This is a genomic window from Pseudomonas sp. 05L36 (genome assembly GCF_056398125.1).
The window spans coordinates 19,083-32,193 of the sequence record NZ_JBFTOU010000044.1; the positions used below are offsets into that span (position 1 = coordinate 19,083).

The 13,111-nt window shown below is 60.6% G+C and carries 12 protein-coding genes; all 12 read right to left on the reverse strand.

From position 1 onward, the window contains the following. Positions 1-288 (reverse strand): topoisomerase II, encoded by a 288-nt coding sequence (locus AC1DKH_RS28655; protein WP_108215213.1) that lies wholly within the window; start codon positions 286-288, stop codon positions 1-3. Positions 289-349: 61 nt separating this feature from the next. Further along, complete coding sequence (gene astB / locus AC1DKH_RS28660) at positions 350-1,696, reverse strand: N-succinylarginine dihydrolase (protein ID WP_477752853.1); 1,347 nt, start codon at positions 1,694-1,696, stop codon at positions 350-352. Positions 1,697-1,859: 163 nt separating this feature from the next. Beyond that, complete coding sequence (gene astD, locus AC1DKH_RS28665) at positions 1,860-3,329, reverse strand: succinylglutamate-semialdehyde dehydrogenase (RefSeq protein ID WP_477800028.1); 1,470 nt, start codon at positions 3,327-3,329, stop codon at positions 1,860-1,862. Beyond that, positions 3,326-4,351 (reverse strand): arginine N-succinyltransferase, encoded by a 1,026-nt coding sequence (astA, locus tag AC1DKH_RS28670; protein WP_477752854.1) that lies wholly within the window; start codon positions 4,349-4,351, stop codon positions 3,326-3,328. The genes astD and astA overlap by 4 nt, the downstream gene beginning before the upstream one ends. Positions 4,352-4,421: 70 nt before the next feature. After that, positions 4,422-5,441, reverse strand: a complete 1,020-nt coding sequence (aruF, locus tag AC1DKH_RS28675) for an arginine/ornithine succinyltransferase subunit alpha (protein WP_110658821.1) — start codon at positions 5,439-5,441, stop codon at positions 4,422-4,424. A gap of 195 nt (positions 5,442-5,636) precedes the next feature. Beyond that, positions 5,637-6,857 carry an aspartate aminotransferase family protein gene (locus tag AC1DKH_RS28680; RefSeq protein WP_150757856.1) on the reverse strand — a complete coding sequence of 407 codons (1,221 nt, stop codon included), beginning with the start codon at positions 6,855-6,857 and terminating at the stop codon, positions 5,637-5,639. A gap of 248 nt (positions 6,858-7,105) precedes the next feature. After that, entirely contained in the window at positions 7,106-8,086 is a 981-nt protein-coding gene (argR, locus tag AC1DKH_RS28685; RefSeq protein ID WP_477755903.1) for a transcriptional regulator ArgR, read from the reverse strand. Positions 8,087-8,355: 269 nt separating this feature from the next. Beyond that, positions 8,356-9,120: an ABC transporter ATP-binding protein gene (locus tag AC1DKH_RS28690; protein WP_046042317.1), complete on the reverse strand. Its 765-nt coding sequence runs from the start codon at positions 9,118-9,120 to the stop codon at positions 8,356-8,358. A gap of 37 nt (positions 9,121-9,157) precedes the next feature. Next, on the reverse strand, positions 9,158-9,856 hold the full coding sequence (locus AC1DKH_RS28695; RefSeq protein ID WP_477800025.1) for an ABC transporter permease: 699 nt from the start codon (positions 9,854-9,856) through the stop codon (positions 9,158-9,160). Beyond that, positions 9,853-10,542, reverse strand: coding sequence for an ABC transporter permease (locus AC1DKH_RS28700; protein WP_015096506.1), 690 nt, complete (start codon positions 10,540-10,542; stop codon positions 9,853-9,855). Before AC1DKH_RS28700 ends, AC1DKH_RS28695 begins: the two co-directional genes overlap by 4 nt. A gap of 91 nt (positions 10,543-10,633) precedes the next feature. Further along, positions 10,634-11,410 carry an ABC transporter substrate-binding protein gene (locus tag AC1DKH_RS28705; protein ID WP_477755901.1) on the reverse strand — a complete coding sequence of 259 codons (777 nt, stop codon included), beginning with the start codon at positions 11,408-11,410 and terminating at the stop codon, positions 10,634-10,636. Between the two features lie 567 nt (positions 11,411-11,977). Beyond that, positions 11,978-13,111, reverse strand: a 1,134-nt coding sequence (locus AC1DKH_RS28710; protein ID WP_477800026.1) for an acetate--CoA ligase, incomplete at its 5' end; no start/stop codon positions are given.

Sequence of the window (13,111 nt, forward strand, 5' to 3'; positions counted from 1 at the left end):
TTAGTGATCGTGGTTGCAATCCGGGCCGTGAACATGTTCCTCGTCGGTGAGGTCGGCAGGTTCCATCTCCAGTTGCAGACTTACCAGATTAGTCGCCAAAGGGCGCAGCAGCAGGTTGGCGTACTCGGCATCGCCTTCTTCGACGTCCACACCGATCAGCAACTGGCCGCGGCCGTCCTGCTGGATCCACAGCTCTTTGCCTTGCCACATGACCGCGACGCGGGTGCAGGAAGTCTCCAGTTGCGTGCCGTCGGTGTCTTCAAGGATCAGCTGCAGGGTATCGCTCATATCTTTACGCTCTCGTTTGAGATGAAGCAGCGCGCTGCCGTAGAAGGCGGCGCGCCGTCGATCAATTGATCTGGAATGGATAAACCGCGCCCAGTTTAAGGATTTGCGTCAGTTCATCCAGTGCCGTCCGGCACTCAAGCAACAATTGCGGGTCCGCCAGATCGTTTTCGGTCATGCGGTCGCGGTAGTGCTTCTCGACCCATTCGGTCAGTGTGCCGTACAGCGGCGCCGTCATGATAACCCCTTGATTGACGGCCGCCAGCTCGGTTTCGTTGAGTGCGACGCGCAACCGCAGGCAAGCCGGGCCACCGCCGTTCTGCATGCTCTGCTTGAGATCGAAGACTTTCACTTCGCGGATCAGGCCGCCGGAGCTGGTCAAACCCTGCAAGTATTGCCAGACACGCTCGTTGCCACGGCATTCTTCCGGCACGATCAATAGCATGGAGCCGTCAGGACGCGACAGCAGTTGGCTATTGAACAGGTAGGAACGAACCGCGTCTTCCACGCTGACCGCGGAACGCGGAACACAGACAGACTGAAATTTCCCACCGACTTTGGCGAGTTTGCTCTGCAACTCCGCAAGCATCTGCTCGGTCTCGAGGAACGCGTCCTCATGGTAGAACAGCACTTCGCCGTTACCGACCGCAATCACGTCGTTGTGGAACACACCCTGATCGATCACCGACGGGTTCTGCTGGGCATAGACCACGCCGTCATCGCTCAAGCCGTGCAAACGGGCAACGGCCTGGGATGCTTCGAGGGTCTGGCGCGCCGGGTACTTCTGCGGTGCCGGGTAGCGGGTGTCGAACGCGCTGCGGCCGAACACGAAGAACTCGACACCGGCTTCGCCGTATTCACGGCAGAAACGCGTGTGGTTGGCCGCGCCTTCGTCACCGAACTGCGCCACGGCCGGCAAGGCAGCGTGGTGGGCAAAGTGTTTCTGGTCAGCGAACATCGCCCCCAGCACGCGGCTGGTGGTCGGGTGTTCGATGCTGCGGTGATATTTGCAGTTGAGGTTGGCGGCGGTGAAATGCACGCGGCCATCAGCAGTGTCGGCGCTCGGACTGACCGTGGCGGCGTTGGCCACCCACATGCTCGAGGCCGAGCAACTGGCCACCAGCAGCGGCATCGCGTCTTTGGCAGCGCGCTCGATCACTTCAGCATCGGTGCCGCCAAAACCCAGGCGACGCAATGCGGCCACATCCGGGCGCTCTTGCGGTGCCAGCACGCCTTGCTGGAAACCCATTTCCATCAGCGCTTTCATTTTTGCCAGGCCTTGCAGCGCCGCTTCCTTGGGGTTGGAAGACTGCTGGCTGTTGCTCTGGGACGCGACGTTGCCGTAGGACAGGCCGCCGTAGTTATGGGTCGGCCCCACTAGACCGTCAAAATTGACTTCATAGGATTTCATCAGCGAGGCTCCACGAGAATCTGTTGTTATAGGCTTCAAGTAACTATTCAGTAAGACCGCGGCGCGGCCATCGCCAGCAGGCTGGCTCCTACAGGGGTTGTGTCGTACACAAAATGTGTGAACACCACCGAACCTGTGGGAGCCAGCCTGCTGGCGATGGGCATCACGCCATTTTCACGCCAGGCGTGAGAGCGGCAGGCATCACCAGGCTCGGCGTTTCCAGCGAGGCCACCGGGTACGCGCAGTAATCCGCCGCGTAATAGGCACTGGCGCGATGGTTGCCCGAGGCGCCGACGCCGCCGAACGGTGCACTGCTCGCGGCACCGGTCAGTTGTTTGTTCCAGTTGACGATACCGGCACGGCTTTCCAGCCAGAATTGCTGGTAACGCGCTTCGGAGTCCGACAGCAGACCAGCGGCCAGACCGTAGGCGGTGTCGTTGGCTTCAACGATCGCCGCTTCAAAATCAGCGTAGCGGATCACTTGCAGCAACGGGCCGAACAGCTCTTCGTCAGGTCGATCGGCGACAGCGGTCACATCCAGAATGCCCGGGGTCAGCAAGGCCGATTGAGCCTGAGGCTGCGTCATGTCCAACAGCGCCACAGCGCCATTGGCCAGCAGGTGTTGCTGGGCATTCATCAACGCTTTTGCCGCGCCAAGGGAAACCACCGAGCCCATGAACGGCGCCGGTTGCTGATCGAAGGCACCGACTTCGATGGTCGCGCTGACCGCCACCAGGCGCGCCAGCAGCGAGTCGCCCCAGGCACCTTGTGGCACCAGCAAGCGCCGGGCGCAGGTGCAGCGCTGGCCGGCGGAGATGAACGCCGACTGAATAATGGTGTACACCGCGGCATCAAGGTCCGCGACCTGATCGACCACCAGCGGGTTGTTACCGCCCATTTCCAGCGCCAGGATCTTGTCCGGACGACCGGCGAATTGCTGGTGCAGGTGATTGCCGGTGCGGCTGGAGCCGGTGAAGAACAGGCCGTCGATGCCCGGGTTCGCCGCCAGGGCGATACCGGTTTCGCGAGCGCCTTGCAGCAAATTCAATACGCCGGCCGGCAGACCGGCCTCGATCCAGCACTTGACCGTCAACTCGGCGACTTTCGGTGTCAGTTCGCTTGGCTTGAACAGCACGCTGTTACCGGCCAGCAGTGCCGGCACGATGTGGCCATTCGGCAGGTGACCCGGGAAGTTGTAAGGACCGAACACTGCCACCACACCGTGTGGTTTGTGGCGCAGCACAGCGGTGGCGTCGCCCAGCGGGCCGCTCTTCTCGCCGGTACGTTCGCGGTAGCTCTGCACCGAGATGGCAATCTTGTTGACCATGCTGGTGACTTCAGTCGCCGCTTCCCACAGGGGTTTGCCGGTTTCTTCACCGATGGTATGAGCCAGTTCGTCCGCGTGAGTCTTCAGCGCAGCGGCAAAGGCTTCCAGCACCGAAATACGCTCTTCCAGGGTACGCCGCGCCCAGCCCGGGAACGCCTGACGCGCCGCTTGCACAGCCGACTCAACCTGAGCGGCGGTGGCACCGGTGCCGGACCACAGCACCTGCTGGGTCACCGGGTTCAGCGACTCGAAGGCTTCGCCCCCACCTGCCAGCCATTCACCTGCGATGTAAAGCGACTTCATTATTTCGACTCCCGAGCTGCGGACAACGCCACGGCGCGCACTTGATCGCCAGCGTTGAGTTGAAGACGTTTGGCGGTCTGCGGATCGACCACCAAGGTGCCGGCGGCCAGACGTGCCGGCGCAGCAGTGATCCGGCAGTCCTCGCGCTTGCGGTTGTGAATGATGAATGGCGTGGCGTCGTCACCCGGTGTGCCGACGGCCAGCACCAGCGCCTGGCTGTCACGCACGGCGCGGATCTTGGCGGTTTCGCACTCGATGGCCGGGCCGGCGTCGAAAATGTCGACGTAGCCCTGGTAGCTGAAACCTTCGCTCTTGAGCATGGCCAGCGCCGGCTCGGTGTCCGGGTGCACCTGACCGATCACGTTGCGCGCATCCGGCGACAGGAAGCAGGTGTACAGCGGAAATTTCGGCATCAGTTCGGCAATGAACGCCTTGTTGCCGACGCCGGTCAGGTAGTCAGCCTGGCTGAACTCCATCTTGAAGAAGTGCCGGCCCAGGCTTTCCCAGAACGGCGAGCGCCCGGCCTCGTCGGAAACACCGCGCATTTCGGCAATGATCTTGTTGCCGAACAGTTGCGGGAACTCGGCGATGAACAGCATCCGCGCCTTGGACAGCATGCGACCGTTGAGGCCACTGCGGTAATCGGCGTGCAGGAACAGCGAGCACAGCTCGGAGTTGCCGGTCAGGTCGTTGGCCAGGAACAGCGTCGGGATTTCACGATAGATGTTCAGCTCTTGCGAAGCGCTGACCGTCAGACCGACCCGGAAGTTGTACCAAGGCTCACGCAAGCCAACGGCGCCGGCAATGGCGGAAATGCCCACCACGCGAGCGTCGTCGTCTTCGAGCACGAACAGGTAGTCCGCGTCGCCCCGCCCGGCTTCGCCGCGAAAGGTCTTCTCGGCCCAGCCGACCCGATGGGCCAGCCGCTCTTCGTTGGCCGGCAAGGTGGTCAGGCCGGTGCCGGTGCTGCGGGCCAGGTCGATCAGAGCGGGTAAATCGCTGCTGCGTACGGGACGAACGATCATGCTATCTCCTCAAACGGGCCGCTTGCGCCACCCGTGAAACTTCGCTGCTTTCTAGGCATCAATTGCGACGTTAAACCGCCACCAGGCGTACGCTGGCACCCTCGCCGACGCCCAGGGCTTCGGCTGCTTCCAGGTCCAGGGTCACCGGTTTACCCGGTGCGTAGTCAAGCTCGAGCATGACCGCGCGGTAGTCCTGCAACTGGGCATTGGCAACCAGATACTGGCGACCGACGCCTTTGACCGGCTCGCCGATCTTCACCGGCACCACACGGCTCTGGGCGATCGAACGGATCCCCGAGACACGGGCATGCAGCGTCGGGCCGCCGTCGAAGATATCGATGTAGTGATCGGTTTCGAAGCCTTCGCGCATCAGGATGTCGAAGGTGATCTGCGCCCGCGGGTGTACCTGGCCCATGGCTTCTTGAGCGGAGTCCGGCAGCAGGGGCACGTAGATCGGGTAATGCGGCATCAGTTCGGCGAGGAACGTCCGGCTCTTCAGGCCGCACAGACGCTCGGCTTCAGCGTAGTTGAGGTCGAAAAAGTTTCGCCCGATGGCATCCCAGAATGGCGAGTCGCCGTTTTCATCGCTGTAACCGACGATCTCGGTCACCACGGAATCGGCAAAACGCTCCGGATGGCTGGCCACGAACAGCAAACGGCCACGGGAGTTGAGCTCCGACCACGGCGAACCCACCAGATCGCGCTGCACGTAGAAGCTGGTCAGCAAACTGTTGCCGGTCAGGTCGTGGCACTGCGAGAGCACGTGGATCTTGTTGTGAATCTTCAGCTCGCGCGAAGCGTGCACGAAGGTTTCGTTGCGGAAGCTGTAGAACGGCTCGGAATAACCGGCGGAAGCAACGATTGCCGAACAGCCGACCAGCTTGCCGGTAGTGGAGTCCTCAAGGACGAAGAAATAGCTTTCCTCACCATTGAAGCTCACTTCGGCGGCGAACGAGGCTTCGCTTGCCGCGATCTTGTCGCTCAGGCGTTCAACGTCATCCGGCAAGGAAGTGACACCAATCGGGCTGTCCGCAGCCAGACGCTGTACCTCGCCCAGATCAGCCATTTGCGCGGGGCGCATCACCAGCATGGTGTCACTCCTTTTTCTAAAACTCTTTGAGGAAAATAAGCCAGCCCCTTGTAGGAGCGAGCCTGCTCGCGATGGTGGATCAGCAACAATGATGTCGACTGACACACCATCGCGAGCAGGCTCGCTCCTACAGAAAAGCGGGGCCGGCAGCAAAATTGGGTTCGACGCCTGAAAGGTCAGGCGTCGAAGGGTCTATCAGGCTTGCGTCAGTTTTGCTGCGGCACGCTCGAAGCGGTCCAGACCGGCATCGATATCGGCGTCTTCCACCACCAGGCTTGGGGCGAAACGCACCACGTCCGGGCCGGCTTGCAGAACCATCAGGCCTTCTTGCTCAGCGGCGTTGAAGATGTCCTTGGCCTTGCCTTTCCAGGCATCGCTCAGCACGCAACCGATCAACAGGCCCATGCCGCGGACCTTGGTGAACAGCCCGTATTTCTCGCCGATCTGCTCAAGGCGCGCCTTGAACTTGTCGTGTTTGGCGTTGACGCCGGCCAGTACTTCAGGGGTGTTGATCACGTCGATCACGGCTTCAGCGACCGCACACGCCAGCGGGTTGCCGCCGTAAGTGGTGCCGTGGGTGCCGACGACCAGGTGCTTGGCCAGGTCGTCGGTGGTCAGCATCGCCGCGATCGGGAAACCACCGCCCAGGCTCTTGGCGCTGGTCAGGATGTCCGGGATCACGCCGTAATGCTGGTAGGCGAACAGATGGCCGGTACGGCCCATGCCGGTTTGCACTTCGTCGAAGATCAGCAGCGCGTTGTGCGCGGTGCAGAGTTCGCGGGCACCTTGCAGGTATTCCAGTTCAGCCGGGATCACACCGCTTTCGCCCTGAATCGGCTCCAGCACCACGGCGCAAGTCTTGTCGGAAATGGCAGCTTTCAACGCAGCCAGATCGTTGTACGGCACGTGGGTGATACCGGTGATTTTCGGACCAAAACCGTCGGAGTACTTCGACTGGCCACCGACGTTCACGGTGAACAGGGTGCGGCCGTGGAAACTGTTGAGCGCGGCGATGATTTCGTACTTCTCGCTGCCGAAACGGTCGAAACCGACACGACGGGCCAGCTTGAAGGCGGCCTCGTTGGCTTCGGCGCCGGAGTTGCAGAAGAAGGCGCGGTCGGCAAAGGTGGCGTCGACCAACTTGTGTGCCAGGCGCAGGGCCGGCTCATTGGTGAACACGTTGGACACGTGCCACAGCTTGTTCGCCTGCTCGGTCAAGGCACCGACCAGCGCCGGATGCGCGTGGCCCAATACGTTAACGGCAATCCCGCCGGCGAAGTCGATCAGCTCGCGACCGGACTGGTCCCAAACGCGGGAACCGGCGCCACGCACAGGAATGAATGCGGCAGGCGCGTAGTTGGGAACCATAACCTGATCGAAATCGGCGCGTTGTACCGCAGCGTGCTCAACGGACATCGGAGTCTCCTGAAGAGAAAACACTCGCCTGAAACTGGCGAGCTTGGTGAGGATTGTAAGGACAGTTTTCAGCCCGGCCTTGCCGCCAAGCGACAACTTCTTATAGCGCAAACCCCGGATTTTCCCGGGTTTACGGCAATGCGACATATAGGGTCGCAAAGGCGCAGTTTAACTGGCGCGGCGGTTTATAGGCAGTTAGCCGGTGCTGATAAAAATCTACTGCTCGCCCACCTCGCTCCTACAGCCAACTAGCTACGTTCGGCCGGCACTGACGACAATTCGAACGGGCTGCTGCTGCGCCGCTGGTTGCGATCTTCCCGCGGCGTGGCACCGAAGAAGTTGCGGTAGGCGCTGGAGAAATGCGGCCCCGAGGAGAAGCCACACGACAGGCCGATCTGGATGATCGACTTGCTGGTTTGCATCAACATCTGCCGGGCCTTGTTCAGGCGCAGTTCCAGGTAGTACTGGCTCGGCACACGGTTGAGGTATTGCTTGAAGATGCGCTCCAGTTGCCGACGGGAGACGCACACGTGCTGGGCGATTTCGTCGGTGGTCAGCGGCTCTTCGATATTGGCTTCCATGAGCAGCACGGCTTGCGTGAGCTTCGGATGGCTGGAACCGAGGCGGTTCTGCAACGGAATACGCTGGCGTTCGCCGCCTTCGCGAATGCGCTCGACCACCAGTTCCTCGGAGACCGCACCGGCCAGTTCCGCACCATGGTCGCGGGCCAGCACCGCCAGCAACAAGTCGAGCACCGACAGGCCGCCGCACGCCGTCAGGCGATCGCGATCCCAGTCGAACAGGTGACTGGTGGCGATGACCTTCGGAAAACGCTCGGCGAAATCGTCCTGCCAGCGCCAATGCACGGCCGCGCGATAACCGTCGAGCAAGCCTAATTGCGCCAGCGGATAAACACCGGCCGACAGACCGCCGATCACGCAGCCGGCACGCACCAGTTGTTTAAGCGCACTGCTGAGCGCCGGCGCCAGTGCGGTCGGTGGCTCGTCGGCGAGCAGGAACAGCTTCTGGAAATTTTCGAGCTTGCCGGTCCACGCTTCACCCGGCAACTGCCATTCGCCTTCGGTCCGCGGTTCGGCCTGCAGGAATGACAGTTCGTAAACCACGTCCGGATGCACACGCTGGGCAACACGCAAGGCCTCCTCAGCCAGCGCAAGCGTCAGTGCTTTAGTGCTGGGCCAAATCAGGAAACCAATTCGATGGGCAGTCATGGGCGAGCGATCCGAAGCGAAGAACAGTGATGAAGGCATGGGCCAATGCTAGCCCGTAAACGAACGCAAATCTCAGAACCAACACAGATCAAACGTAGGAGCTGACTTGCCGCGCCCCTGTAGGAGCTGTCGAGTGAAACGAGGCTGCGATCTTTTGATCTTCAAAAAAACAAGGTCAAAAGATCGCAGCCTTCGGCAGCTCCTACAGGGGATCTGGGTCGGCCTTTAGGTCGTGAAGCATGACCTAATCTGGTGCATAACGGGAGCGATTACTTAAGGCTACCCGAGAGGAATTGCTGCAGACGTTCGGATTGCGGATTCACCAGCACTTCGCGCGGGTTGCCGCTTTCTTCGACCACACCTTTGTGCAGGAACACCAACTGGTTCGACACTTCACGGGCGAAGCCCATTTCGTGGGTCACCACGACCATGGTCCGGCCTTCCTGGGCCAGGGCCTGCATGACCTTCAACACGTCGCCAACCAGCTCCGGGTCGAGGGCCGAGGTCGGTTCGTCGAACAGCATCACTTCCGGCTCCATCGCCAGCGCACGGGCAATCGCCACGCGCTGCTGTTCGCCGCCGGACATGTGCCCAGGGTAAGCATCCTTGCGATGGGCCACGCCTACCTTGTTCAGGTAGTGCTCGGCTTTCTCGCGTGCTTCAGCCTTGGACATGCCCAGCACATGCACCGGCGCTTCCATGATGTTTTCCAGCGCGGTCATGTGCGACCACAGGTTGAAATGCTGGAACACCATCGACAGGCGCGAACGCATGCGTTGCAGCTGCTTCGGGTCGGCAGCCTTCAGCGCGCCGTCCTTGTTCGCCACCAGCTTCAGCTCTTCGTTGTTGAGCAGGATCTTGCCCGCGTGCGGCTGCTCCAGCAGGTTGATGCAGCGCAGGAAAGTACTTTTGCCGGAGCCACTGGAGCCGATGATGCTGATCACATCGCCGGCTGCCGCTTTCAGGGACACGCCCTTGAGCACTTCGTGACTGCCATAGCGTTTATGCAGGTCTTGGACTTCAAGTTTGTACATGCTGTCGGTTCTCACAAAAACAGTCAGTCAGTGGTATTCAGTGCTTGCGCGGGGCCAGGTAGCCCAGCCAGCGGCGCTCGGCCATCTTGAACAGCTTCACCAGGATGAAGGTCAGGCACAGGTAGAACACGCCGGCGGTGATGTACGCCTCGAACGGCAGGTAGAACTGGGCGTTGACCGTGCGCGCGGCACCGGTGATGTCGATCAGAGTCACGATCGACGCCAGACTGGTGGTCTGCAGCATCATGATCACTTCGTTGCTGTACTGCGGCAGCGCGCGGCGCAGGGCCGACGGCAGCAGGATGCGCTTGTACATCTTGACCCGCGACATGCCCATGGCCTTGGCCGCTTCGATCTCGCCGTTCGGCGTGGCGCGCAGGCTGCCGGCGATGATTTCGGCGGTGTAGGCGCTGGTGTTGATCGCGAAGGCCAGGCACGCACAGAACGTTGCGCTGGACAGCCACGGCCAGAGGAAGCTTTCACGTACGGCTTCGAACTGCGCCAGACCGTAGTAGATCAAGAACAGCTGCACCAGCATCGGCGTGCCGCGGATCACGTAGGTGAAGAGCCAGGCCGACATGTTGACGACCGCGTTCTTCGAGACGCGCATCAAGCCCAGCGGCAAGGCGCACAGCAAGCCGAAGAACAGCGACAGCGCGAGCAGTTTGAGGGTGGTCACCAGGCCGCCGAAGTACAGCGGCAAGGCCTGCCAAATGACGTTGTAGTCGAAGATCATAGATCAGCCGCCCTTACGCCTACCGAGTAGCGCTTCTCAAGGTGACGCAATGCCAGCAACGACACACTGGTGATCACCAGGTACATCGCCGCCACTGCGAGGAAGAAGGTGAAAGGCTCGCGGGTGGCATCGGCCGCCTGCTTGGCCTTGAACATCATGTCTTGCAGACCCACCACCGAAATCAGCGCGGTTGCCTTGGTCAATACCAGCCAGTTGTTGGTGAAACCGGGAATCGCCAGGCGAATCATCTGCGGCACCAACACCCGGAAGAACACCTGGAAACTGCTCATGCCGTAGGCCATGCCGGCTTCGGCCTGACCTTTGGGGATCGCCATGAAGGCCCCACGGAAGGTTTCCGACAGGTACGCACCGAAAATGAAGCCCAGGGTGCCGATACCGGCGGCCAACGGGTTCAGGTCGATGTACTCGTCAAAGCCGAGTAGCGGTGCGACGCGGTTGAGCAGGTCCTGGCCGCCATAGAAAATCAGCAGGATCAGCACCAGGTCGGGAATACCGCGGATCACCGTGGAATACAGGTCGCCCAGCCAGGCCAGCCAGCGCACCGGCGACAGACGCAGTGCCACGCCGATCAGGCCCAGAACGATGGCCATGGCCATGGACGACAAGGCGAGCTGAAGCGTCAGCCAAGCGCCATCGAGGATGACAGCCCCGTAGCCTTTCAACATGATTCAGGTCCTCGAAAGTTGGGATGAAAAAATGGCGCAAACCTCAGAGATCCTGTTGCTTGCGCCATTTCGGACTTGTCGCAGAGACGTGTTACTTGCCGTAGATATCGAAGGCGAAGTATTTGTCCTGGATTTGCTTGTACTTGCCGTTCTCGCGAATGGCCGCGATGGCTGCGTTGAGCTTGTCCAGCTCAGCCTTGTCGCCCTTGCGCACAGCGATACCTACACCGTCGCCGAAGTATTTGACGTCGGTGAACGCAGGGCCGACGAAGGCGAAACCTTTACCGGCGTCGGTTTTCAGGAAACCGTCATCCAGCAGCGTAGCGTCTGCCACGGTGCCGTCGAGGCGGCCGGCGGCCACGTCGAGGTAAATTTCGTTCTGCGAACCGTAAGGCTTGATCTCGGCACCCAGCGGGGCCAGGACTTCGCGGGCGAAACGCTCGTGGATCGAACCACGCTGCACGCCGATGTTCTTGCCCTTGAGCTCGGTCAGGCCTTCGCTGACCTGAGTGCCGGCCTTCATGACCAGGCGAGCCGGGGTGTTGTAGTACTTGTTGGTGAAGTCCACAGACTTCTTGCGATCTTCAGTGATCGACATGGACGACAGGATGGCGTCGATCTTGCGCACCTTGAGCGCAGGGATCAGACCGTCGAACTCTTGCTCGACCCAAACGCACTTGGTCTTCATCTCTTCGCACAAAGCGTTGCCGATGTCGTAGTCGAAACCAACGATGCTGCCGTCCGGCGCTTTCGACGCGAACGGAGGGTAAGCCGCCTCGATACCGATTTTCAGAGGTTTTTCATCGGCGAAGGTTGGCAGAGACAGCACGGACAGTGCCAGGGCGCCAAGCAGCACGAGTTTCTTCATCTTGGGACTCCATCGGTAAAGGGCTAAAACGGCAGAGTGAGCAACAGCCCAATATGCGAGTGAGTGGAACCGGAAAGCAGTGCTGCGTCCTGGGAAGCCAGTGTTTAAATTCAACACGGGCAACGACGAGCGAGTGATCGGCATTCTAACGACAGGCCCGAGGCCGATATTTCTTCAATGCGACAACTAATTACAGAAGCACCGAGAAAGCCGTTTTAGCGCGTTGACAGCCCTGCAAAATCATGCAGGAGCAAAAGACATTGAACCGATCTGTATTGCAAATTGCGGGCCTATTATTGGCAAACCCTTCTAATCCGGCAAGCGCAGTGTAATGGCTTATTTTTTGAGGGGCATTTCAGGCCCGGATTTGAGCCCCGGCGTTTCCCAATGCCCCGCATTGAAGCGATGCGGTTACACATTCAGTAACCTGAAAGAATGTAGGTAACAGTAGGAAACCTCCCACAGAGGAAGCCGATAATTATTGGTTGAAGATCTTTTGATCTTCAAAAACAAAAACCCCGCCAGGTTCAACACCTGACGGGGCTTTTGATGACTCAGATCCGCCGCTTACGCGACATTCATGGTCTTGTGCGTATCAATCAAATGCTGCACCACACTCGGATCAGCCAGGGTGGAGATATCCCCCAACCCATCATATTCAGCCGTCGCAATCTTGCGCAGAATCCGCCGCATGATCTTGCCCGAACGGGTTTTCGGCAGCCCCGGCGCCCACTGGATGACATCCGGCGAAGCAATCGGGCCGATCTCCTTGCGCACCCAGTTTTTCAGTTCCAGGCGCAGCTGCTCGTTCGGCTCTTCACCGTTTTTAAGGGTGACGTAGACATAGATGCCTTGCCCCTTGATGTCGTGCGGCACACCGACCACAGCGGCTTCGGCGACTTTCGGGTGCGCGACCATCGCGCTTTCGATCTCGGCGGTGCCCATGCGGTGGCCGGACACGTTGAGCACGTCGTCCACGCGACCGGTGATCCAGTAGTAACCATCGGCATCGCGACGCGCGCCGTCACCGGTGAAGTACATGCCACGGAAGGTCTTGAAGTAAGTATCAACAAAACGGTCATGGTCGCCAAACAGCGTCCGCGCCTGGCCTGGCCACGAATCGAGAATCACCAGGTTGCCCTCGGCCTCGCCTTCGACGATGTTGCCCAGGTTGTCCACCAGCGCCGGCACCACGCCGAAGAACGGACGCGCCGCCGAGCCTGGCTTGAGCGCATGAGCACCCGGTAGCGGGCTCATCATGTTGCCGCCGGTTTCGGTCTGCCACCAGGTGTCGACGATCGGGCAGCGGGACTTGCCGACATTCTTGTAGTACCAGTCCCAGGCTTCCGGGTTGATCGGCTCACCCACCGAACCCAACAGGCGCAGGCTGCTGCCGTCAGCACCTTCAACGGCGGCGGTGCCCGAAGCCATCATGGCGCGGATCGCCGTCGGCGCGGTGTAGAGGATGTTGACCTTGTGCTTGTCGACGATCTTCGACACCCGGGTGATGTCCGGATAGTTCGGCACGCCTTCGAACAGCAACGTGGTCGCGCCGTTGGCCAGCGGGCCGTAGACGATGTAACTGTGGCCGGTGACCCAGCCGACGTCGGCGGTGCACCAGTAGATTTCACCCGGGCGGTAGTCGAACACGCGCTCGTGGGTCATGGCCGCGTACAACAGGTAACCGCCGGTGGTGTGCTG

Coding starts and splice junctions, on each gene's coding strand:
- AC1DKH_RS28655 (WP_108215213.1), bottom strand. CDS start 288: ATGAGCGATACCCTGCAGCTGATCCTTGAAGACACCGACGGCACGCAA.
- astB (WP_477752853.1), bottom strand. CDS start 1,696: ATGAAATCCTATGAAGTCAATTTTGACGGTCTAGTGGGGCCGACCCAT.
- astA (WP_477752854.1), bottom strand. CDS start 4,351: ATGATCGTTCGTCCCGTACGCAGCAGCGATTTACCCGCTCTGATCGAC.
- aruF (WP_110658821.1), bottom strand. CDS start 5,441: ATGCTGGTGATGCGCCCCGCGCAAATGGCTGATCTGGGCGAGGTACAG.
- AC1DKH_RS28680 (WP_150757856.1), bottom strand. CDS start 6,857: ATGTCCGTTGAGCACGCTGCGGTACAACGCGCCGATTTCGATCAGGTT.
- argR (WP_477755903.1), bottom strand. CDS start 8,086: ATGACTGCCCATCGAATTGGTTTCCTGATTTGGCCCAGCACTAAAGCA.
- AC1DKH_RS28690 (WP_046042317.1), bottom strand. CDS start 9,120: ATGTACAAACTTGAAGTCCAAGACCTGCATAAACGCTATGGCAGTCAC.
- AC1DKH_RS28695 (WP_477800025.1), bottom strand. CDS start 9,856: ATGATCTTCGACTACAACGTCATTTGGCAGGCCTTGCCGCTGTACTTC.
- AC1DKH_RS28700 (WP_015096506.1), bottom strand. CDS start 10,542: ATGTTGAAAGGCTACGGGGCTGTCATCCTCGATGGCGCTTGGCTGACG.
- AC1DKH_RS28705 (WP_477755901.1), bottom strand. CDS start 11,410: ATGAAGAAACTCGTGCTGCTTGGCGCCCTGGCACTGTCCGTGCTGTCT.